The following is a 22,784-nucleotide window of genomic DNA, read 5'->3' as shown; positions in this document are numbered from 1 at the left end:
GGTTTCACCTACCACCCTGAGAGGCCTGTTCCCGTCCGGGAAACATTTTGTATTTCAATTCTTTACCCGGCACGGGTGATTGTTTTTTAGTGAAATACATTATGGGGCAAAAGCTACTGCAACCCGTCGGCCAGAACCACACAAAAAGTGTATCAGAAACGTCGCAGTTTGTATCAAGACACCAACAAAACCAGACGTTTCACAGCCATTCAATTTGCAAACGTAAACCGGCCTGCATACACGGTACGGTATGCAGGCCGGTTTCGTTCACAAAGAAACGATCAAATCGCCAGAAATTGTAGCTGTGCGGGGGTGCTTAAGCAGCCCCTAACATGCTTGATTGAGGAAAGCGCACAAGGTTGCCTGCGTCCCAGTTCTGCGTATCTGATGACGTTTGGTCCTTGTCCGGTCCGTCTTCGGTCGTATCCTCGTCACTTCCGGCAGAGGCCACCGCCCGATCCAGCGATGCGGTCAGTTCCGTGACATTTCGTTCAACCTCGTCAGCACGGCGGGTTAGATCGACGCTGAGTTTGCGGGTGGCTTCGATGTCGTTCGAGACTTCAAAGATGGCCGAACTGACGTTATGGGCCGCATCCCCGGCAAGGGCGATCGCGCCTGTGATTTCTTCGGTTTCAAGGCGTTGTTGTTCGACGTCACCGGCGACCTCATCGGAAATCGACATCATGTCGCGCACAGTCACACCGACGTCTTCCATGGATGCCACACACCGATCAGTTACAGCCCCCATGGCATTGACGTGTTCGGTGATCTGTTCGGTGGCCTTTTCGGTTTGCCCGGCAAGGTTTTTGACCTCGGCGGCGACCACCGCGAACCCTTTGCCGGCATCACCCGCACGGGCAGCCTCAATCGTCGCATTAAGGGCCAGAAGATTGGTTTGGCCGGCAATACCGCGGATCAGATCGACAATCTGTTCGATGCTGGTGGCGACTTCGCGTAGGTCATCGACCGCCTTTGCCGATTGCTGGGTCAACCCAACCGCATTTTGGGCAATACCGCGTTGACGTTCAACCCGGTTGGCGATCGAGCCGATGGCATTGGTCAGGCGCACGGCAGCATCGCCAATCGCGGTCGCATGCGACTGGCTTTGTTCGGCGGCATCGGTTGCGGTTTCGGTCTGGGTGGTGACACGTTCGGCGGCGGCTGCGACCTCGGTCACGGCTTCGCGCATGCGGGTGACCTGATGGCTGACCGATTGGACCAGACCGGTGGTTTCGCCTTCGATGGTGTTGGCCATCGCGCCAAGCGAGGATCTGCGTTTTTCTTCTTCGATGCGTTGCAGGGTAATGCGTTCTTCGGCCATGGTTTCAATCTTGAGCGCATTGTCGCGGAAGATCGAAACAGTGCGGGCCATGGCGCCAAACTCATCACGCCGGTTGATATCGACAAGATCAATATCGGTGTCGTTTTCACTTAAGCGGGTCATATCGCCGTTCACACGCTTAAGCGGACGCAGGATGCTCATGGTGATGCCAAACGCCAGTGTCAGCGCGATCAGCACGCCAATCGCCGCAACAATGATGTTGGTCAGTGCCGAATTGGTTGAGTCCGCATGAGCGGCATCGACCAGTGCGGCCTGACGGGCCATGGCTTCTTCGCGGATGTTCTGGGTGATGGCCTGTACACCGCGCACGGCCGTTTTAAAGTCATCCATTGATTGACGGAAACCGCCGATGGAGCCTTCAAGCTGATTGGCCCCTTGTTTGAGCAAATCATTGTCGCGTACGGCATAGGAGAACAGCTTTTTCTCGTTACGCTTAAGCCCGCCAAAGGCCGATTTGATTTCTTCCTGAAGGTCGGTGAGCTCGGAGGTTTTGGCGCGTGCGGCCTCAAGGGCCTCGGGCGTGCGCACAATGGGGTATTGCAGGCTATTGACGATGGCAGCCAGATTAAACACGCCCAGTTTATCGCCATATTTTTCAGCCATCACCGGATCGCGCTTGGCGATGAATTCTTCGAGTTTGGCCGCTGATTGTCCAAGCTGACTGGCACCCAGCAACATGGTATCGGACGCAGCCGTCAGGTTTTCGGCACGCAGGACAAGGGGTTCAAGCGTTGCGATGTAATCAGCCGTCAGGCTTTCGAGCGCGTCGGCACGATCCCCATTTCCGGCATCACGCAAAGCATCAACCAGTGTCGCGCCGCTTTGTTCGGCAGCAGCGCGAATGGTGGCGATGCCTTCGCGGTCCTGAATATCCACCGTTTGAGCAAACAGCAGGACCTGATTGGACAGGCGTTCAAGTTTGAGGGCGTAGTCATTGGCGAGGCCGACAAGGTTTGTGCTTTTGGCGATGCGATCAGCATGAGCGCCAAACCCCAGAAGATAGGTTGAGGACAGCGCGCTTAAGCCCACAAGCAGGACAACCAGAACAAAGAAACCGGCAAAGATGCGCGATCCGATGCGAATACGATCAAGGAACATGAGATATCCAAACAGATATATGAAGCGTTTGGCGCGATCCTTACCCCGTGCAGCCGGACCGTTTTGTAACACTTAGATGAAATCAGCATTCATCCAGTGTTTTTTGGTCGTGACGATGTTTTTGCAAACTCACATCAACAATAATTGCCCGATAAGATGTTCAAATGAACCTTTCCTATACAGAGATAGGGGGTCTTCCTGACCATTTGGAAAAGCCATAATCACACCAACTTGCCGTGACATTCCGCCCAATGGTGCGAATCGGCGATTTGGAATGCCAGATACGGATGTTGATCGCGCACGCGACACATGATGGGACAAGACAGATTAAAGGCCCTAACAGGCGGCTGATTGTCGCCATGACAATATTGTCCAAGCTGGAATGTTGTTTTAGCGATATAGTTGGCAAATGCATCAGGCTCCGCAACATGGCCGGGCAGAAGGCCGTTTATCAACGGTCGCGACGCGCCCGCGCAAAACAGCCCCCGAGACTGCCCGCCACTGGCGGGTGGCTGATGGCATTGATTTGTTTGAAGCTGATTACAAGCACTTCACCTTTCCCAAGCACAGCCATGATTACTATGCGTTTGGCACCATCCTGAACGGGGCGGAACGGTTCATGACGCGCGGGACAAACTATGTCGCATCGCGCGGGCAGCTTTTGATGATGAACCCGATGCAGGTCCATGATGGTGGCCCGGCGTCAGATGACGGTTATCATTACCAGATCATGTTTATCGCCCCGGAAATCTTTGGCAATCTGGTCAGTGAGATCTCGCCCAAGGATGTTGGTCTGCCATTTTTTAGCAATTGCGTGGCCAACGACCCGGATTTGCATTTGCAGCTTCAGGGGCTCCATCGCATGTTCCGGCCCGAATTTGAACAGACCACAAGCCTTTTGGAACGCGACAGCCAGATGCTTTATAGTGCGGCGCGTCTGGCACTGCGTCATGCGGATGCGCCCCCCTATGTCTATCACCCTGGATCGGAAGACAAACGCGTCAAGGCGGTGATTGACTATATGGCCGCCCATCTGGATGCCAACATATCGCTTGATGAACTGGCCATCTTGACCGGACTGAGCCGGTTTCACCTGCTGCGGGTATTTCGTGCGGCCACCGGCCAGCCACCGCATGCCTATTTCAACCACATGCGGTTGCGCCGCGCCAAACGGATGCTGTTTGACGGATCATCCATTGCCGATGCGGCAGCGGCCACCGGGTTTTCTGACCAAAGCCACTTGAACCGGCATTTCAAAGGCATGTGGGGCGTCAGTCCGGGGGCGTTTATTGCCAATCTTGATCAGACATCGTCCAAAATCCCGAAATAGCTTTCCGGCCGACGGTCGCGCAAATATGGAAATTCCTTGCGTGATTTTTCAAGTGCATCAAAGTCGAGATCGGCAATAATCAGGCAATCCTGATCGCCCGCACGGGCCAGATCGGACCACGGCGCACAAATCACACTTTTGCCGACATAATTCAATTCACCTTCCTGATCGCAGCGGTTGGCATAGGCCAGAAACAGCTGATTTTCCATCGCACGGACCGGCACCATCATTTCTGCAATCCGGTCAAACGGCGCCATCTGGGCGGTTGGTACCAGTAAAAGATCACATCCCTTAAGTGCGATGCTGCGCACCAATTCAGGAAATTCAACGTCATAGCAGATCAGCAACGCGACTTTGATGCCATTCCAGTCAATCACCAGCGGCATGTTGTTGCCCGGCGCAAAACAGGTGCGATCAAGCTCACCAAACAGCTGAATTTTCCGATGGAGCAACCGCCGTTTGCCGGTTTTGTCAAACAGGGCACAGGCATTGTAATTGCGCCCATCCTCGCCCAACTCGCCAAAGCCAACCACAATCGCAATGCCAATGTCCCGGGCCATATCGGCAACCGCCGACAGGCTTTCGCCCGACAACCGTTCGGATTGCTGGATTATCTGTTCGCGCCCGATGTTATAGCCGGTCAGATACATTTCCGGCGCAATGATCAACTCGGCCCCGGCATCGCGGGCCTCACGCGCACGTTGCGCAAGGCACGCAATCCGGGTCGGTTTATCAATGACTGCGTCAGAGCCTGACTGATAAACCGCGATTTTCATTGATTACGCCCCCGCCTTGCGCCGTTTGATCGCATCGGTGACAAGGCAAAGTTCCTCAAACAGAACTTGTGCACCGGCATGGGCGGTATTGGTGGTGGCGTCATATTGCGGGGCGACTTCGACCACGTCTGCCCCGACAAAATCAAGCCCCCGAAGACCGCGCAAAATCGCCAGTGCTTCACGTGATGTCAGACCACCGATCTCCGGCGTACCAGTCCCCGGCGCAAAGGATGGATCAAGGCAATCGACATCAAAGGACAGATAAACCGGACCATCGCCAATGACTTCGCGCGCCTTGGCAATGACGGCCTCAACCCCCATTTGCGGCACTTCTTCAGCGTGGATGACGGTCATGCCGCTGTCATAGGAAAATTCCCACAGATATTCCGCGCCACCACGAATGCCGATCTGGATCGTGCGTTCAGGGTCGAGTACCCCGTCCATAACCGATTGGCGGAACGGGCCGCCATGATGGAATTTAGCCCCTTCGTATTCGCCGCTGGTATCGCAATGGGCATCAAGATGGATCATGCCAACCGGACGATCCTTGCCCACCGCACGCTGGATCGAATAGGTGATGGAATGATCGCCGCCAATGGCAATCGGGATCACACCGGCATCAACGATTTTGGTAAAGTAATCCTCGATATCCTGATGGCAGCTTTCCAGCGAAAAACGGCTGCGAAACGGTACATCCCCAATATCGGCAACCTTGCATTGGGCACCGGGCACCATGCGCAACACATGCTCATACGGGCCAATGCGTTCGATATTACGCACCGCACGCGGGCCAAGCCGCGCCCCTGCCCGGTTGGTCACCCCCAAATCCATCGGCACCCCGACAAGTGCAACATCAAGACCGGCAAAGTCATTCTTGGCCGCGTCCGGCGCAAAGGGTGCATCAAGAAATGTCGGCACACCGGCAAACGGCCATTTGCGTTCGCCACTGGCGGAAAACTGGGTTTCGGCCACTTCCTTGAAGTGCGGGTCGAACATATCGCCGCCTTTGGCGTTGCCGTATTTTTCGCGCAGTTTTGCGAGTTTTTCAGTGTTGACCATGGTGGCCTCCTTGATCCGTATCGGACGTTATTGTTTATTGGGATGCGTGCATATTAACTGTCATCATCATGGCGCCACGCGCCAAGCAGGCGCGGCAAATCACCAAACCGGGCAATCAGGCCAAACACCACCACCGCGATGGCGACAAACAGAACGGTGACCGACGCCATGGTTGGCGTGTAGCCATACCGTAAGGAATTGAAAATCTTGATCGGCAGGGTTTCGACCGTGAAACCGACCGCCATATAGGCAACAATGTATTCATTGAGCGACAGCACGAACGCAAACGCCATGCCCGATATGATGTACGGCAGGATCAATGGCAGGATGATGGTGCGCAAAATGGTACGGTCATCGGCCCCCATGGTTGCGGCGGCTTCGACCAGACTGTCATCGACGGCCTCAAACCCCAGTGTCAGGGTCACCAGAGGCAAAGTCACAAAGAAAATCCCGTGGCTGATCACAACCGTCCATGCCTGACCATAGGCCCCGGCCGTGGTCCAGAAACTTAAAAACCCAAGGGCGGTAATCACCGGCGGCAAGATAAAGGGCGCCAACCCAAGAACCTGAACAATCCGGGCCCACGGGGCATGAAACCGCCACAGGAACCACGCCAGCGGAAAGGCAACCACCACCGCCAGACTGGACGCCCCAACTGCAACACCGACACTGTTGAAAAGCGCACTGCGCCAACTGTCTTCAGTAAAAATCTGCGCGTACCAGTCAAGCGAGAAGCCTTCTGGCGGGAACGACAGCGATTTGCGTTCATTAAACGAAACCCCGGCCACCACCGCCAAGGGGGCCGCCATAAACAGTGCAATCGTTCCAAGGAACAGCCGCAGGATAAAGGTGTTGATCATGCGGCGTTCTCCTTCTTGCCATAAAGAAGCGAGATCGCCACCAGCGACAGGCTGACCAGGACAAGAAACACCGCCATTGCGGCTGCAAACGGCATGTTCGATTGATAGATCGCCTGATCAGTGATCAGAACCGACAGCGTCCAGTGCGATGGTTTGCCCAACAGCTGCGGCAACAGATAACAGCCAAGTGCAAAGACAAACACCATGATCAGTGTCGAGACGATGCTGTTGCGCAAGGCTGGCACAACCACATTGAGGAAGCTGCGCACCGGCCCCGACCCCAGTGTCCGGGCGACTTCGACCAAGGATGGATCAAGACGCGACAGGGCCGGAAACAGCACAAGAACGGTGTAGGGAAACGTTTGATACACCATGCCTGTCATGACAGCACCGAAACTGGGCGATAACGACATGGGTTTATCGAGAATCCCAACCGCGACCAACAGGTTGCTTATGCCCGCTGTGCGCGACAGAAGCGTTGACCAGCCAAAGCCGATCAGAACTTCTGAAAGCGATAAGACCGACAGCAAAAACACCAGCCAGACCACCTGAGTGCGGCGGGCCATCCGGGTCAGGATATAGGTAAACGGGAAGGCCAGCAGAACGGAAACGACCGCAACCAGTGCCGCCAACCCGATCGAAAAACCCAAAATCCCGCCAAAGAACGATGTCAGGAACCGGGCATAGTTATCAAACACGAATGCCGGTTCATAAAAGGCCCCCTGAACGCGTTGGAAAAAGGACACCGCGATCATGATGCCAAACGGGATCACAAAGAAAACCATCAACATCCCTGCCGGAAAGCCGATAGTGGCGTAATCGGAAAACGTGCGCGGTTTGATTTTCATGCGTCCCCCAGCACCACACAGGCGTCTTTGGGGAAATGCACCGAAACGGCGTCACCCGCGGCAATGTCGGGACGGTCCGACGGGGTGGTTATCGCTGTGATCTGCTGACCGGCGACCGACAAATACATCTCGATACTCGCGCCGAGGTCACGGATGTAAGACACCTCACCGGCCAAACATCCCGGTATATTGTCTCCACTACCAGCTGTTACCCGGATGTTTTCCGGTCGCACCGACACTGTCACATCCCCGCTAGCGGGCAGGTCATCGGCCAGCAATGTGCCCCCGGCCACGGCGAGTTTCCCCGAACCACTGATACGCCCGGAGATTAAATTGGTTGAGCCGATAAAATCGGCGACGAAGGCATCCTTGGGTTTGCGGTAAATTTCGACCGGCGGGGCAACCTGATGGACTTTACCCTGAGACATGACGACGACAAGATCGGCCATAGTCATGGCTTCGCGCTGGTCATGGGTAACAACAATGGTCGTGATACCCAGTTTTTGTTGCAGTTGCTTAAGCTCAATCTGCATGCTTTCGCGCAGCTTGGCGTCAAGGGCCGAGAGCGGCTCATCCAGCAGAAACAGTTTTGGCTCCAGCGCCAAAGCCCTGGCAATGGCCACCCGTTGTTTTTGTCCGCCAGAAAGTTTTGAAACCGGACGACCCGCCATATCAGGCAACTGAACCAGATCAAGCAATCGCTTGACCGCTGCCAAGCAGTCAGCCTTGGACACACCCCGAATGCGCAGCGGATAGGCGATGTTTTCGCCAACCGTCAAATGCGGGAAAAGGGCCAAGTTCTGGAACACCATCCCGAAATCGCGTTTGTGGGTTGGAATGCGCGTCACATCATCCCCATCCAGCAAGATACGACCCGCTGTCGCGGCGTCGAGCCCGGCAATCATCCGAAGCAAGGTTGTCTTGCCACAGCCCGACGGACCCAACAGACAAACAAACTTGCCCTGCGGGATTGTAAGACTGGTTTCGTGAACGGCGGTGAATTCGCCGAACTTTTTAACAATGGACTCAAAGACCAGACCGGACATTGGCGATCCTGTATGTGACGAAAGACGGGGCAACTAGGAAAATGTCAGACAGCATGCCGGTGCAAGACCATGCACAGTGCAACAGGTGACATGCTGCCTGACAAAATCAGCGATACGCGCGCCGAACCTGTGTCAGGTTCAGCTTACGATCAGTTCGGTCCATTTCTGCGACAGCCAGTCAGCACGCTGCTGATACATGTCGTACCGCGGAATTATCGGTTCGATTTCCGAAGAAACAGATGCGAATTCAGCATCGGTAAGGCTGGTTTTCGCCCGCGCCACGGTTGGAGAGGTCCCGACCTTGCGTGACAGAAGTGTTTGAATTTCTGGCTGGCTCATGAAATCGATAAAGACATGTGCCAGATCAAGCTTTTCGGATGCCTTGGAAACGGCCCAACTGCCGGAATCGTTGATGCCACCTTCTTTGGGGAAGGTCGAACGCACCGGATACCCATCCGCCGCGGCAAGACCGGCAACATCGTGGTAATACTGACCCATCGGGATTTCACCCGATTTAAGTGCCTGTTCAAACTGGGCTTCGTCCCGGTACCAGAGCTGGACGTTGTCCTTGAGCTCGGCCAGCTTATCCATGACCTTCATGATACCTTCTTCGGTGTCGAGGATTTCCTGACCCCCGAAATAGGTCTTGGCCGTCACATCAAGCAGGAAGGAATTTGTCACCAGTGCGAGCAATCCAAGCTGCCCGGCGCGGTCAGGCTTCCAAAGCTCTTCCCAGCTGGATGGTGCCTGTGCAATCACATCGGAGTTGGAAACAAGGGTGATGTACCAGGTTACGGCACCAACGCCACAAACGCTGCCATCGTCATATTTATTAATGAAGGACGGCATGACGTTTTCGATATTCGGCATTTTTGCCGGATCAAGTTTTGCCCAGATGCCTGCGGCCGAACCACGCAGCATACTAACTTGCGAAATCATCGACACATCAGCAGGTGCCTGACCTGCACGGGCCGCCTGTTCGAGCTGAACCAACCATGCCTCACCTGTCGGTTGGGCAATTGATTCAACCGAAATACCGGTCGCCTTGGTGAATTCCGGAAAGATGTGTTTATCGAAACTGTCTTTGAAATAGCCGCCATACGCACCGATTTTCAGGCTTTTTTCCTGTGCGCGCACAATACCGGGGAAACCGGCAATACCCGCCATCGCCACCGCCGAACCGCCTGCAATCCCGGCTAAAACAGAACGGCGACTGATGCCCTTTTTGATGTCGTCCATGTGATCCACCTCTGATATTTTTGAACGCTGATTGGGCGCCCGTTTTTGATTTTTCCCGTCGTCGTTTTCCAAATCCGCGACGTCGTATCAGCAGCAGATCAAATTGCGGATGATTGAAAAATCACGTATTGCTGAAACTTACTTTGGGAATCTTCAAAGTAATGCAAATGGAGCACCCACCACATGGCAATGGACCAAACCGATCTGAAGCTGCTTCGGATCTTCCTGACGATTGTCGAAGTGGGGGGATTTGCCGCCGCACAAAGTGAACTCAACCTGTCGCTTTCAACGATTTCAAGTTATGTCACCACCCTTGAAACCCGGCTTGGCTTCACGCTTTGCAAACGCGGGCGCAGTGGATTTTCGCTAACCCGTGAAGGTCAGATTGTCTTTGAGGAAGCCCACCGCCTGTTTAAATCGGTTGGGCAATATGAAACCAAGATGCGGTCACTGCGCGACAAACTCAACGGCACATTGACCATTGGCCTGACTGACAACACCATCACCGATCCCGGTGCGCGCAAGATTGAAAAAACCATTGCGCGTTTTGTTAAGCAGGCCCCGGATGTGACGTTGAATGTTGTGACCTATCCGCCCAATGATTTGTTGCGTGAAATTGTCACCGGGGCGGTTCAGGTCGGCATTTGTGCCTTTCCGAAAACCGTACTGGGGTTAAGTTACGTCTCACTCTATCCTGAAATGCACCGGTTTTATTGCAGTTCCGACCATCCGCTATTTAACCAATCCGATGACGGAATTGATATCGACGAAGTAAGACGATATCGCATTGTTGGGCGCAAATTCTGGCTCGGTCGGGACCTTAAGGATTTTGCCATCGCCAAGCCGCATGCGATGGTTTCCGACATGGAGGCCGAAGCACGCCTGATCCTGTCAGGTGCGTTTTTGGGATATCTGCCCGAACATTATGCCAAACAGTTCGTTGAGACAGGCCGCATGCGCCCGATCCGCCCGGATCAATTTTATGTCGAGGCAACCTTTCAGGCCAGCTTTGACGACAGCAAGCAACTTGATCCGGTGGCCGAGCTGTTCCTTGATATCCTGATTGATGATTTTGGCGCCAAACGCGATTGAGCATTGCGTAACAGCAATATTGTCCAATATTTCCCGTTTGATTTCCCCCATGATCGGTGCAGGCTCCTCGCCCACCACATAAGCGTCAGGTCAACTGACACACAAATGAACAAAATTTGGAAACGTTGGAAATGTCACGCCCCACACCTGCCCCACCCCCAACAACGATGGGGCACTTCGCCCCAGAAACCATAAGGCGCGGTGCAATCGCCTGTTTGCCGCTTCTGCCCAGCACCATCATTTTTGGTGCGGTGCTTGGTGTGCTTGCGTCCCAGCGCGGATTGTCACTTGGTGAACTTTTGTTCATGAGCCTGACGGTGTTTGCCGGATCAGCACAATTTGTGTCGGTCGATCTGTGGCGTGAAACGGTGCCTGCGGCGACAATCATCATCGCAACGGCGGTGATCAATATGCGCTATATCCTGATCGGCGCGTCGCTGCGCCCAGTGTTTCGCGGCCGTCCACTGTGGGTCAAGGTGTGCGGCATGCATATGGTCGCCGATGAAAACTGGGCCGTCACCATGACCCAGGAAAACCTTGCCAATCCGGGATTTTTGCTTGGTGGTGGTATCTTCCTTGGGGTCGTTTGGGCGACGGGCAACAGTGTTGGTTACCTTTTGGGCGGCGGCATTCCCGACCCGGAAGTTTATGCGCTTGATTTTGCCTTCACCGCTGTTTTCGCAGCCCTGACCATTGGCATGTGGAAAGGCAAGGTCGATTTACTGCCATGGGTGGCAGCCGCCATCGGGTCGATCATCGGGCATTACCTTTTGCCCGGCACATGGTCGATTTTGGCTGGTGCCGGGGCCGGGGTTGTCACCGCCGCCCTGACATGGCGCGATGATATGGATGACACCAGCCCCGAGGCCGAATATGCCGTTGATGGCCGACAAGCCTATGGTGCGCCCGAAGGCACGCTTAACCCGGAGGTTGGCAAATGAACAGCTTTCCTGATTTGACCAGCTTTAGCCTTGAGTCTGTCCTGACCATCCTTGGCATGGCTGCCGTTACATATGGCATGCGTCTGGGGGGCCTTATGATGGCCGATCGTTTACCCCAACATGGCCGCTGGGCACATGTTCTTGAACGGTTGCCCGGTGCGGTTTTGATTTCCGTCTGGGTGCCAAGTGCGCTTTCGGCCGGTGCAATTGGCATTGCCGGGGCTGCTGCCACCGTGATCACCATGGCACTGGCCCGCAATCTGTTTGCCGCCATGGCGGTTGGGATGATTTTGGTGGGGGTTGGGCGGTATTTTATCGGTCATTAGAACGGACTGATCAGACTGATTGACAGGCCAACCGATCCAGTTTCAAGGCGGCAAAAATCCGTTCGAACAATCGGTTGGCCAACCTGCGGATCGTCCGGTTTTCAAATGCCACATAAAGCATTGCCGAAAATCCAAACGTTCCGACAACGGCCGCGCCAATGGCAGCAGCATCGCCAAATCCCGCACCTGTGAGGCCGCGAATAATCAAAAGTCCGATATTCTGGTGCAATAAGTACCAACTATATGAAACCAGCCCAAGCGGCCAGAGGGCACTAAACACTGGCAATTTGCGTGATGCGATGACCGCCATCCCCGCCAGCAATACCACAGCAGCATAGGGCATCACTCCATCATAAGCACCTGTGGCAAAGCTTGCCACAAAGCCCGCAGACGCAATGGCATAATAGCGTTTTCCTGTCACCGTATTGGCATGGGCGAAAAACAGCGCAGCCCCAATCAGAAACAGGATGATGTGTTCAGGCCGAATGATAAGGTCAAAATGATCAATTCCGATCCACCGCAATCCCAGACCAACGACAAATAGTCCTGCCATCCCGGTCAGGACAAAATCTGAGCGGCGGCTGATGCACAGCAACAGTCCATAGATGCAGTAGAATTTCAGCTCTACAATCAGGCTCCAATACACGCCGTCCACTGGCGGAAAGCCCACCGCATTCAAAAACACCAAATTTCCGGCTGCCTGAAGGGCACTGACTTCCTTGCCCGGCAGGCCAATTGTGCTCACCAACGCAAAGGTCAGGATCACACCAGCAACATAGGCTGGATAAATCCGCCCGAAACGCCGGCCCCAAAATGTTGCAAGCGATACGGCCCGCGATGCCGTCATGGCAATACAATACCCACTGATGACAAAAAACAGGTCAACGCCCAACCAGCCAAATTCAAACATTGGCGGGATTGAAAGCCCGGTATAATCGTTGGGCCATCGTCCCAGATAATGAAAAGCCACAACCATCAAAACAGCAATGGCGCGCAACCCATCGATTGCCGCCATTCTGTTTTGTTCAGTCTGACCGGGCATTTTCATGCCTAGGTGACAACCATATTCTGTTCGCGGGTGGATTCGAACCGCAGGTTCGGCCAGTCGCGTTGTGCGGTTTCAAGATGCCAAGCGTTACGCGCGATGAAAACCAGCGTTTCGTCGTGATCTTCAAACAACGCCGACTGATTGGTATCGCGGAATTTTTTGATTTCGAGCGGGTCATCGCCCATCACCCAACGTGCGGCATAGGCCGGGGTTTGTTCGAAATGCACCTTGATGCCGTATTCCGCCGAAATGCGTTCCTTGAGAACTTCAAACTGAAGTTGCCCAACCACGCCAACAATCCAGTCGGCCCCCATCATCGGTTTAAACACCTGCGATGCGCCTTCTTCGGCGAGCTGTTCAAGGGCACGCTGAAGATGTTTGCCCTTCAGCGGATCATCAAGGCGGACCTTTTGCAGCAATTCCGGTGCAAAGGCCGGAACACCGCGGAAGCGAAGGTCTTCGCCTTCGGTCAGGGTATCGCCAATGCGCAAGGTGCCGTGGTTTGGAATGCCGATGATATCGCCCGGCCAGGCTTCTTCGGCAATGTCACGTTCATTGGCAAAGAACAGCATCGGGTTATGCACCGCCATCTGTTTGCCTGCACGCACATGTTTCAACTTCATGCCACGTTTGAAATGACCGGAACACAGACGGATGAAGGCAATGCGGTCGCGATGGTTCGGGTCGATATTGGCCTGAACCTTAAATACAAAGCCCGACACCTTGGTTTCAGACGACTCAACCGTTCGCGTGGCGGCTTCTTGCGGGCGCGGGGTCGGCGCATTTTCGCCAATACCGCGCAGCAATTCACGCACACCAAAGTTGTTAATCGCCGAACCAAAGAATACCGGGGTCAGATGCCCTTCGCGGTAGCTTTCAAGATCAAACTCCGGGCACATCGCGCGGACCATTTCGATGTCTTCGCGCAGCTGTGCGACGAGGTAATCTGGGACCAACTCATCAAGTTTCGGATCATTCAGACCATTGATCTGGATCGAATCCTTAACAACATTACCGCCCTTTTCCATGAACAGGATGCGGTCATTGATCAGATCGTAGCAGCCCTTAAAATCACGGCCCGAGCCAATCGGCCAGGTGACCGGCGACACATCAAGGGCGAGATCCTGTTCGATCTGGTCGATCAGTTCAAAGAAATCACGGGTTTCACGGTCGATTTTGTTCACAAACGTCGTGATTGGCACATCGCGCATCCGGCAAACTTCAAACAGTTTGCGCGTCTGGGTTTCAATCCCCTTGGCGGCATCGATGACCATGACGGCGGAATCAACTGCGGTCAGAACCCGATAGGTATCTTCGGAAAAATCTTCGTGGCCCGGCGTATCAAGCAGGTTGTAGATGTTATCTTCAAACTCGAACGTCATCACGGCCGAAGACACGGAAATACCACGGTCCTGTTCGATCTTCATAAAGTCCGAACGTGCGCCGCGCTGTTCCTTTTTCGCCTTAACCGCACCGGCCATCTGAATCGCACCCCCGAAAAGCAACAGCTTTTCCGTCAGGGTCGTTTTACCCGCATCCGGGTGCGAAATGATGGCGAAGGTACGGCGACGCGATACCTGATGGTCAATCGTCGACATTCTTGATCCACTAATACTGATTTCGATTTGGCGCGCACTGTACCGATTTTTTGCCTGCGCGCCATCCCGAAATCGTCATGACGGGTATGAATTCTGCCCGTCACGACCGGTTCAGTGCACAATCTGGAACACCAGCCCGACAGCGAATGACCCGATCAGGGCATAGGCAAGATACAGCGCGAAAACCGGTTTCTTGACGAGTGCGAAGACCGCAATCGCAGCAGGAAGGGAGGATACACCACCCGCAACCAGAAATGCCATACCGGCACCGGCCTGCATACCCTGTCCGATTAATCCACCGACCAGCGGCAGAGCGGCATACCCGTTCAGGTAAGCAGGAACACCGACAAGGGTCGCAATCAGGACGGGCAGAACGCCATCCCCGCCAACAGCAGCCGAAACTGTTTCAGCAGGAATATAGGTAACCATCAGGCTTTCCAACAGAAACGCCAGAGCCAGCCACTTACCCAGAAACAGGGTAGTTTTGATGGCATCCCGGCGAAATCTGTCCGTACGGTCCGGTTCCTGCCAGAAACGCCATACCGGCGGCGTCGGGGACCGCATCTTACCCCCGCCGCAGCCACCGTTTCCAATCCCTTCGCGCAAGGGGTCGGTCAGGAAACCAAGCCGGGTCAGCCAAAGCGTGGCAAAGCCGCCAATCAAGCCAAGTGCAATCGCAGCAAGCAATTTTCCGACCGCAAATTCCATCCCAATGGTGCCGACAGTCAGCATGAACATTGCCGGATCAATCACCGGGGAAGCCAACCAGAACGCCATCACCGGCGCCAATGGAACGCCCATCGACAACAGGGCAGCAATCAACGGGATCACACCGCACGAACAGAAGGGCGACAATGCGCCAAATGCAGACGCCATCAGGACCATTTTCACAGGATGACCACTGAAAGCGCGCGCAATCAGGCTATCTGCCCCGGTTGCACCTGCCCAAGCGGCAATCATCACCGACAACAGCAGGAACGGCGCAACCGACGCGAGCTGCTGCCCGGTAAAGACCAGACTGCCGGGTAATTGAGCAGGCACGACCACGGTCAGTGCCAACAATATTGCGGCAATGGTGACCCAAACCCGGTCAAGGGACCTGCCGGTTTGGGCAAACCGGCGAAGTTTCAATGCAATATCTGTCATATCCATATCCCTAGTATATTAGTTATGTTTAGGCAAAAAAGGGGATGGCTCAGACCACCTCTTCCTCCTTCCCGACATCAACCCCGATACAACATTCATCAATCAGTGTTCCCAGCACGTTGCGCACTGCCAGGATCTCGGCGTGATTAACGACCTCGCGACCGTGTTTTTCCTGCCGAACCAGCCCAACCTGAACAAGCGCACCCAAATGGTGGGCCAATGTCGAGGCCGGAAGACCAGTATGGCGACCGATTTCACCGATATTCAATCCGGTTTCTCCCGCCCGCACCAGCAGACGGAAAATGCTCAGACGGGCCGAATGGCCCAATGCGGCCAGGATAGGGGCAATGTCTGTTTCCTTCATGCCGCCAATTATAACTATATTTCTAGTTATTTAAAGATATTTTTCCCTCTCCATCAAGATGCTGATAATATTGAACATTCTGAAGGATCACGTCCCAGAACCCACTTTGAAACAGAATTGTCACTTGTCAGATAACAATTGTGTCGATATTTCTAGACATATGGACACAAATAATGCAATTGCCGCCCTTGGGGCTCTGGCACAGGAACACAGACTTTCGGCTTTTCGCTTGCTTGCCCAAATGGGTGAAACCGGCATGGCTGCAGGCGAACTTGCCCGCAAGGTCGGCATTCCGCACAACACCATGTCGTCGCATCTGGCAACATTGAGCAATGCAGGATTAATCAGCGCAACCCGTGAAGGTCGATCCATGATCTATCGCATCGTGCCCGAAGTGATGCGCGGCCTGCTTGGGTTCCTGACAGATGATTGCTGCCATGGTCGTCCGGAATTATGTGGACTGACCGCCCCCTCCAAGGACTGCTGTTAATTCATTCTTTCCCTGCAAAGGACAAAGCGACATGTCTGGTGGAACCTATAACGTACTTTTTCTGTGCCGAGCCAATTCCGCGCGCAGCATCATGGCCGAAGCCATCCTGAAAAAAGAGGGGCATGACCACTTTTTCGGGTTTAGCGCAGGTTCCCACCCGCGTGGCGAAATTCATCCCTATACATCAGATCTTCTGCAATCGCTTGATCATGACCCGTCAGAATTTTCATCCAAGGAAATGGAAGTTTATTCCCAGAAAAACGAAGTCAAATTCGATTTCGTTTTTACCGTGTGTGACACCATGAATAACGAGGATTGCCCGATCTTTCCGGGATCGCCGATGACTGCCCACTGGGGTGTTCCTGACCCGGCAGCCGTTACCGGCACCGAAGCCGAAAAGCGTCTGGCCTTTGCCGATGCCTATCGGATGTTGCGCAATCGTATTTCGATTTTTACCAGTCTTCCGTTCCAGTCACTCGATCGGCTGTCATTGCAGCACAAGCTCGATGAAATCGGCCAGACCACATCAAGCGAGGACGCATGACCACCAAAGAAGATACCCCGATGAACCTGTTTGAACGCTACTTAACCGTCTGGGTTGCGGCGAGCATCGTGGTTGGGATTGCCCTTGGTGAAATGCTCCCTGACCTGTTTCAGACCATTGGCAATCTGACCGCCTATGAAATCAATCTGCCGGTCACCATCCTGATCTGGTTGATGATTGTGCCGATGTTGATGAAGGTTGATTTCAAGGCCCTTCATGAAGTCGGCACGCAATGGCGTGGCATTGGCGTCACCCTTGGGGTGAACTGGCTGATCAAGCCCTTTACCATGGCCGCCCTTGGCTGGTTATTTATCGGGGTTCTGTTCCGCCCACTTCTGCCAGAAGCCGAAATTGAAAGTTATATCGCCGGTCTGATCTTGTTAGGTGCGGCCCCCTGTACGGCCATGGTGTTTGTCTGGTCCAACCTGACCAAGGGGGATGCGAATTTCACGCTCAGCCAGGTTGCACTGAATGACACCATCATGATTTTCGCCTTTGCACCGATTGTCGCACTTTTGCTGGGGATTTCAGCGATCACCATCCCGTGGGAAACGCTGACCATCTCTGTCGTTGCCTTCATCGTGATCCCGGTCATCGTTGGTCAGTTTTTGCGACAATTCGTCATATCAAAGGGCGTAACTGCGTTCGAGAAATTTGACGCACAGCTCAAACCTGTTTCGATGATCGCTCTTCTGACGACACTGGTTTTGCTATTTGCCTTTCAGGGACAGCAGATCCTTGCCCAGCCCGTGATTATTGTGCTGCTGGCGGTCCCGATCATTCTGCAAACCTATTTCATTGCTGCAATTGCCTATGTCGCCAACAAGGTTCTGGGCGTTGAGCATAAAATTGCGGCCCCATCAGCGATGATTGGCGCATCCAACTTCTTTGAACTGGCTGTTGCCACCGCCATTGGTTTGTTCGGGTTCTCATCGGGTGCGGCATTGGCCACCGTGGTTGGCGTGCTTGTCGAAGTGCCGGTGATGCTGTCGCTTGTCGCGATTGCCAACCGGTCACGTCATTGGTTTGCGGATGCAAAAACCACCACACCCCAAACTTCCGAGGTTTCAAAATGACCAGGAAAATGCGCATTGGTATCAATGGATTTGGCCGCATGGGCCGCCTGGCTCTGCGCGCTGGTTTCGGGCATCCGGACCTTGAATTTGTCCATATCAACGAAATCAATGGCGGGGCGGAAACCGCCGTCCATCTTCTGGAATTTGATTCCGTGCATGGCCGCTGGAGCAACCGGGTGGCGTGCATTGACGACCATGTAGTAATTGATCAAACCCACAAGATATCGTTTAGCGACGCCGCCGCACCGGGTGATACAGACTGGGCCGCATTTGGCTGTGACATTGTTTTGGAATGCACCGGAAAGTTCAAAACGCCAGAGACCATCCAGCCCTATTTCGATCAGGGGATCAAAAAGGTCATCGTTGCCGCCCCGGTCAAGGAAGGTGCGCTTAATATTGTCTATGGCGTGAATGACGATCTGTATGATCCGGCACAGCATGACCTTTTGACGGCGGCAAGTTGCACGACCAACTGTCTTGCACCGGTGGTCAAGGTCATTCACGAAAATCTTGGCATTGTGCATGGTTCAATCACGACCATTCATGATGTCACCAACACCCAGACCATTGTCGATTTACCACACAAGGATTTGCGCCGTGCGCGGTCCTGCCTGCAGTCACTGATCCCGACCAGCACCGGATCAGCAACCGCCATCACGATGATTTACCCCGAACTTAAGGGCAAATTGAATGGCCTTGCGGTGCGTGTACCACTTTTGAATGCATCGCTTACCGATTGCGTGTTTGAAGTGGCCCACGACACCGATGTTGAAACGGTGAACCGCTTGATGCGCGACGCATCGGAAACCTATCTGGCGGGCATTCTCGGCTATGAAGAACGCCCGCTTGTCAGTGCTGATTACCTCAATGATTCGCGGTCTTCGATCATTGATGCCGGATCAACCATGGTGATCGACAAACGTCAGGTCAAAGTTCTGGCGTGGTATGACAATGAATGGGGATATGTCTGCCGCATGGTCGATCTTGCCGCCAAAGTTGCCCAAAGCATGCCCAGCCATAGCACCAGTGGAGCATAAAATGTCATCCGCGATCCGAAATTATGCACTGGTTACGGGTGCCTATTGGGGTTTCACCCTAACCGACGGTGCATTGCGAATGCTGGTTCTGTTGCATTTTTACGCACTGGGCTATTCGGCATTCGAGATCGCGCTTTTGTTTGTTCTCTATGAATTTGCCGGAATCATCACCAATCTGGTGGGTGGGTGGCTGGCACAGGCGCGTGGATTGCGCTTTACACTATTTGCCGGATTGATCTTGCAAATCGCATCGCTAACCGCACTGTCGTTTACCAACCCTGACTGGCTTCCTGCTGTTTCGGTCGCCTATGTCATGGGACTTCAGGCGGCATCGGGCGTTGCCAAGGATCTAACCAAAATGTCGAGCAAGTCGGCAATCAAGGTTCTTGTCCCGACCGAGGCAAAAGGTGCGCTGTTTCGCTGGGTAGCACTTTTGACCGGATCGAAAAACGCGTTGAAGGGCGTTGGCTTCTTTTTGGGCGGCGCGCTTTTATCGTGGTTGGGATTTTCGGGGGCGCTTTTGGCCATGGCTGCCGGACTTTGCATCACGCTGATTGCCGTTGCTCTATCTCTTGGCGCGGAAATGTCGGGTCCGACCAACGCCCTCAAACCCAAATTTCGCGACGTCTTTTCCCCGGACCGCAAGATCAACATTCTTTCAGCTGCACGTTTGTTTTTGTTTGGCTCACGCGATATCTGGTTCGTTGTCGGTTTACCGGTATTTTTGGCGGCTGAACTTGGCTGGAGCCACATTGAAGTCGGGACCTATATGGCAGCATGGGTGATCGGGTATGGTTTCATCCAGGCAATTGCCCCCAAGATGCTCCGCGCACAAAACCATGAACCCGATGGCCGAACCGCACGGCTGTGGATTGTTGCCCTGATCGCTGTCACGGTCGCGATTGCAAGTGCCGTTCAACAAGGTTTCGCTCCGGAATTTGCGGTTCTGGCCGGGCTCTTGGTCTTCGGGGTTGTCTTTGCGGTAAATTCATCGCTGCATTCCTATTTAATTCTGGCCTATGCCGATGGCGACAAGGTCGCGATGAATGTCGGGTTTTACTATATGTCCAATGCCATGGGACGCCTTGTCGGAACGATCCTGTCCGGGGCGGCTTACTTTTATGGCGGGCTGGTTGGATGTCTTGTGACCTCAATTGCGTTTTTAACCATCAGTTGGATCATCAGTGTTGCTCTACCGAGCCATCAGACACCCGCACCGCAGAGTTGAATAAAAATCTTCTTCGCAGATGCAAGATAAGCATATGAAAAGACTCATTTTCCAAATTCATCGAAATTTCATCATACAAAAACCCGTGACAAGACACTGCATATAGGGGTACGATTCCAATTAACGGTCAAGAACTAGACCGCAGGAGGAGTTCCCGAGTGCCGCGAGAAAGCGTCTTAAAACGAGAATTTTCGCCCCCCGGATCGCACATGCAACATGATGTGTCCGGCGGAAACTCCTGCCGCCACTTCCATCTGAATATGAAAATTGATTGCGCGCCCTTCCATGATGGAACGGCGCGTTTTGCTTTTTTGGCACAATTGATGAGGTGATCGTAATGGGTAAACGCGCAGCACGCCGTCGTAATCGTCCGCAACAGTCAGACAACAATGTCCATGACCTGTTTGATGAAAAAAACGCCGATTGGCACCCTCTCGAAACTTCCGAAGAGAAAGGACAACGCGACCAAAGTTTCCGTCGTCACATCCGGCCAAAAAGTGAAAACCAAGCAGCCCTGATGACGGCAATCGATGACTTTAACCTTGTGCTGGCACTTGGCCCTGCGGGAACGGGCAAAACCTATATCGCGGTATCCAAAGCAGTTGAAGCACTTGATAAAGGCGAAATCGGCCGCATCGTTCTGGCCCGCCCGGCAGTTGAGGCGGGCGAAAACATCGGGTTCCTGCCCGGTGATGTTGAAGCCAAAATGGCACCTTATCTGCGCCCGCTTTATGACGCGCTGAATGATCGTCTCGGCACCAAACGGCTTCGCACCTATATCTCGGACGGCACAATTGAAATCGCCCCGATCGGCTACATGCGTGGCCGGACACTCAACAATGCCTTCGTCGTGATTGATGAGGCACAAAACTGCACATACGGGCAGCTTAAGATGCTGGTGACCCGCCTTGGCTGGAATGCAACCATGATCCTGACCGGCGACCCGGACCAGACCGACCTTTTGCCGGAAATGTCGGGCCTGTCGGAAATGTCAGACCGTCTGGAAAATGTCGAAGACATTGCCTGCGTTCGACTGCGTGACAAGGACATTGTCCGTCACCCACTGGTCGCAAGCATGTTGACCGTTCTTTAACAAGATCCGACGCAGCAAACCAAAGAAGAAAAGGCGGGCCCGAAAGGGTCCGCCACTTTTTTGGAGAATATCAGACCGGCTTTATCGGCCCATCGCAGCAATTTCACCGCTGTTTGATACCGGAATGCCATCCTGCCCGGCGCGTTTTGCGCGACCGGTGTGCCAAAATTCAGGGTCTTCGGTATATCCACTGAACTCATCAAGGTGGATGTCTTCGGGGGGTTCCGGGTGGATGGTGATATCAAGATCGGGATATTCCGCGCGGATGCTGTCCATCACCTGATGGCAAATGGTGTGCGATTCGCGCATCAACATGCCGCCATCCATGATTAGTTCAATCTCGGCAAAGCGATGTACACCTGATGAACGGGTCCGCAGACGGTGAATGCCGATCACGGATGCATTTTTCATCGTCAGGTCAATGATCCGCTGACTATCGGATTCGGGCAGTTCCGCATCCATCAGAACCTTGATCGAATGTCTGCCCACCTTGATCGCCGATACGACAAGGAACCCGGCAACCAGAACACCAATCACCGGGTCGGCCCACAGGAAGCCCGACATGCCCAGAACAAGGGCAAGAATCACCGCCGCATTGGCCAGAATGTCGCTGGTATATTGCAACGAATCGGCTTCAACCGCGACCGAGCCCGAAACGCGGGCTGCCTTGCGCTGGAGCAATACCAGCCCAAAAGTCATGACCATCGATACCGCCATCATCCAGATGCCTTCGGTGGCAAAGCGAATCGGCTGGGGTTCGAACACGCGCGAAGATGCTTCGGCAACGACAAAAACCGCAGCCCCAATCATAAAGGCACATTGAAAAAGTCCGGCAAGCGGTTCGGCCTTGCCATGACCAAAGCGATGATCATGGTCGGCCGGACGCCACGCGGATCGCACAGCCATGAAGTTAACAACAGCGGTGCCAACATCAAGCATGCTGTCGACCATTGATGACAGGAGGCTAACAGAATCGGTCAGGAACCAGCCAACGGCCTTAATCCCGATCAGTGTTGCAGCAATTACAATGGAGGCCGTCGTTGCACGACGCGCCCACATTTCTTTTTGTGCAATGTCAATGACGGGACATTGACTCATATAAACTGACCTTTAGCATTCAATTTCCGCAGCCTAACAGGCATTTTATAGCCTGTTTGGACGCAATATGTAATGTCTATTGCCATATTTTCCGAGGTCACTGTG

22 protein-coding genes are annotated in these 22,784 nt (G+C 53.9%); 10 read left to right on the top strand and 12 right to left on the bottom strand.

Annotated features, from left to right (window positions below; genetic code table 11):
- Positions 1-316: 316 nt before the first annotated feature.
- The gene (locus tag AC0VXT_RS01670) at positions 317-2,440 is read right to left on the bottom strand and encodes a methyl-accepting chemotaxis protein (RefSeq protein ID WP_475547245.1); all 2,124 of its coding nucleotides are present in this window, start codon (positions 2,438-2,440) and stop codon (positions 317-319) included.
- A gap of 409 nt (positions 2,441-2,849) precedes the next feature.
- Here AC0VXT_RS01670 and AC0VXT_RS01665 point away from each other — a divergent pair, with 409 nt between their 5' ends.
- The gene (locus AC0VXT_RS01665; RefSeq protein ID WP_475547244.1) at positions 2,850-3,770 is read left to right on the top strand and encodes a helix-turn-helix domain-containing protein; all 921 of its coding nucleotides are present in this window, start codon (positions 2,850-2,852) and stop codon (positions 3,768-3,770) included.
- On the opposite strand, the gene AC0VXT_RS01660 is transcribed toward AC0VXT_RS01665, so the two are convergent.
- The 6 genes from AC0VXT_RS01660 to AC0VXT_RS01635 all read right to left on the bottom strand — a co-directional run bounded on the left by AC0VXT_RS01660 (position 3,743) and on the right by AC0VXT_RS01635 (position 9,598).
- A complete protein-coding gene (locus AC0VXT_RS01660) occupies positions 3,743-4,546 on the bottom strand; it encodes a carbon-nitrogen hydrolase family protein (protein WP_475547243.1) in 804 nt (267 codons plus the stop codon). The two genes, AC0VXT_RS01665 and AC0VXT_RS01660, sit on opposite strands and share 28 nt — an antisense overlap.
- A gap of 3 nt (positions 4,547-4,549) precedes the next feature.
- On the bottom strand, positions 4,550-5,605 hold the full coding sequence (gene speB, locus AC0VXT_RS01655) for an agmatinase (RefSeq protein WP_475547242.1): 1,056 nt from the start codon (positions 5,603-5,605) through the stop codon (positions 4,550-4,552).
- A 53-nt stretch (positions 5,606-5,658) separates the two neighbouring features.
- A complete protein-coding gene (locus AC0VXT_RS01650) occupies positions 5,659-6,465 on the bottom strand; it encodes an ABC transporter permease (protein ID WP_101303160.1) in 807 nt (268 codons plus the stop codon).
- Complete coding sequence (locus tag AC0VXT_RS01645; RefSeq protein ID WP_475547241.1) at positions 6,462-7,313, bottom strand: ABC transporter permease; 852 nt, start codon at positions 7,311-7,313, stop codon at positions 6,462-6,464. The genes AC0VXT_RS01650 and AC0VXT_RS01645 overlap by 4 nt, the downstream gene beginning before the upstream one ends.
- Positions 7,310-8,359: an ABC transporter ATP-binding protein gene (locus AC0VXT_RS01640; RefSeq protein ID WP_475547240.1), complete on the bottom strand. Its 1,050-nt coding sequence runs from the start codon at positions 8,357-8,359 to the stop codon at positions 7,310-7,312. The genes AC0VXT_RS01645 and AC0VXT_RS01640 overlap by 4 nt, the downstream gene beginning before the upstream one ends.
- Before the next feature lie 138 nt (positions 8,360-8,497).
- A complete protein-coding gene (locus tag AC0VXT_RS01635; RefSeq protein ID WP_475547239.1) occupies positions 8,498-9,598 on the bottom strand; it encodes an ABC transporter substrate-binding protein in 1,101 nt (366 codons plus the stop codon).
- A 183-nt stretch (positions 9,599-9,781) separates the two neighbouring features.
- On the opposite strand from AC0VXT_RS01635, the gene AC0VXT_RS01630 reads away from it, so the two are divergent.
- The 3 genes from AC0VXT_RS01630 to AC0VXT_RS01620 all read left to right on the top strand — a co-directional run bounded on the left by AC0VXT_RS01630 (position 9,782) and on the right by AC0VXT_RS01620 (position 11,957).
- Complete coding sequence (locus tag AC0VXT_RS01630) at positions 9,782-10,690, top strand: LysR family transcriptional regulator (protein WP_475547238.1); 909 nt, start codon at positions 9,782-9,784, stop codon at positions 10,688-10,690.
- Positions 10,691-10,821: 131 nt separating this feature from the next.
- Entirely contained in the window at positions 10,822-11,631 is an 810-nt protein-coding gene (locus AC0VXT_RS01625) for an AzlC family ABC transporter permease (RefSeq protein ID WP_430471324.1), read from the top strand.
- A complete protein-coding gene (locus tag AC0VXT_RS01620) occupies positions 11,628-11,957 on the top strand; it encodes an AzlD family protein (RefSeq protein WP_475547237.1) in 330 nt (109 codons plus the stop codon). The genes AC0VXT_RS01625 and AC0VXT_RS01620 overlap by 4 nt, the downstream gene beginning before the upstream one ends.
- Positions 11,958-11,967: 10 nt before the next feature.
- Here AC0VXT_RS01620 and AC0VXT_RS01615 read toward each other — a convergent pair whose 3' ends face one another.
- The 4 genes from AC0VXT_RS01615 to AC0VXT_RS01600 all read right to left on the bottom strand — a co-directional run bounded on the left by AC0VXT_RS01615 (position 11,968) and on the right by AC0VXT_RS01600 (position 16,113).
- Complete coding sequence (locus AC0VXT_RS01615; RefSeq protein WP_475547236.1) at positions 11,968-12,999, bottom strand: acyltransferase family protein; 1,032 nt, start codon at positions 12,997-12,999, stop codon at positions 11,968-11,970.
- Between the two features lie 8 nt (positions 13,000-13,007).
- Positions 13,008-14,603: a peptide chain release factor 3 gene (locus AC0VXT_RS01610; protein ID WP_022731697.1), complete on the bottom strand. Its 1,596-nt coding sequence runs from the start codon at positions 14,601-14,603 to the stop codon at positions 13,008-13,010.
- Positions 14,604-14,714: 111 nt separating this feature from the next.
- The gene (locus AC0VXT_RS01605) at positions 14,715-15,749 is read right to left on the bottom strand and encodes a permease (protein WP_475547235.1); all 1,035 of its coding nucleotides are present in this window, start codon (positions 15,747-15,749) and stop codon (positions 14,715-14,717) included.
- A 49-nt stretch (positions 15,750-15,798) separates the two neighbouring features.
- Entirely contained in the window at positions 15,799-16,113 is a 315-nt protein-coding gene (locus AC0VXT_RS01600; RefSeq protein ID WP_475547234.1) for an ArsR/SmtB family transcription factor, read from the bottom strand.
- 160 nt (positions 16,114-16,273) lie between these two features.
- Between AC0VXT_RS01600 and AC0VXT_RS01595 the strand changes: the two genes are divergently transcribed.
- The 6 genes from AC0VXT_RS01595 to AC0VXT_RS01570 all read left to right on the top strand — a co-directional run bounded on the left by AC0VXT_RS01595 (position 16,274) and on the right by AC0VXT_RS01570 (position 21,581).
- On the top strand, positions 16,274-16,603 hold the full coding sequence (locus tag AC0VXT_RS01595) for an ArsR/SmtB family transcription factor (RefSeq protein WP_475547233.1): 330 nt from the start codon (positions 16,274-16,276) through the stop codon (positions 16,601-16,603).
- Positions 16,604-16,634: 31 nt separating this feature from the next.
- Positions 16,635-17,147 carry an arsenate reductase ArsC gene (locus AC0VXT_RS01590; RefSeq protein ID WP_475547232.1) on the top strand — a complete coding sequence of 171 codons (513 nt, stop codon included), beginning with the start codon at positions 16,635-16,637 and terminating at the stop codon, positions 17,145-17,147.
- Positions 17,148-17,167: 20 nt separating this feature from the next.
- Positions 17,168-18,223 (top strand): ACR3 family arsenite efflux transporter, encoded by a 1,056-nt coding sequence (gene arsB, locus AC0VXT_RS01585; protein WP_475548555.1) that lies wholly within the window; start codon positions 17,168-17,170, stop codon positions 18,221-18,223.
- Entirely contained in the window at positions 18,220-19,260 is a 1,041-nt protein-coding gene (locus AC0VXT_RS01580) for an ArsJ-associated glyceraldehyde-3-phosphate dehydrogenase (RefSeq protein WP_475547231.1), read from the top strand. The genes arsB and AC0VXT_RS01580 overlap by 4 nt, the downstream gene beginning before the upstream one ends.
- 1 nt (position 19,261) lies before the next feature.
- Positions 19,262-20,488 carry an organoarsenical effux MFS transporter ArsJ gene (gene arsJ / locus AC0VXT_RS01575; protein ID WP_475547230.1) on the top strand — a complete coding sequence of 409 codons (1,227 nt, stop codon included), beginning with the start codon at positions 19,262-19,264 and terminating at the stop codon, positions 20,486-20,488.
- A gap of 337 nt (positions 20,489-20,825) precedes the next feature.
- Positions 20,826-21,581 (top strand): PhoH family protein, encoded by a 756-nt coding sequence (locus tag AC0VXT_RS01570; RefSeq protein WP_022731705.1) that lies wholly within the window; start codon positions 20,826-20,828, stop codon positions 21,579-21,581.
- Positions 21,582-21,662: 81 nt separating this feature from the next.
- Here AC0VXT_RS01570 and AC0VXT_RS01565 read toward each other — a convergent pair whose 3' ends face one another.
- Positions 21,663-22,679 (bottom strand): cation diffusion facilitator family transporter, encoded by a 1,017-nt coding sequence (locus AC0VXT_RS01565; RefSeq protein WP_022731708.1) that lies wholly within the window; start codon positions 22,677-22,679, stop codon positions 21,663-21,665.
- Between the last annotated feature and the right edge of the window lie 105 nt (positions 22,680-22,784).

Source organism: Thalassospira sp. Z349TD_5, from assembly GCF_056173045.1.
Note: the sequence above shows the minus strand (reverse complement) of the source record. Positions and strands in the feature narration are given on the sequence as shown.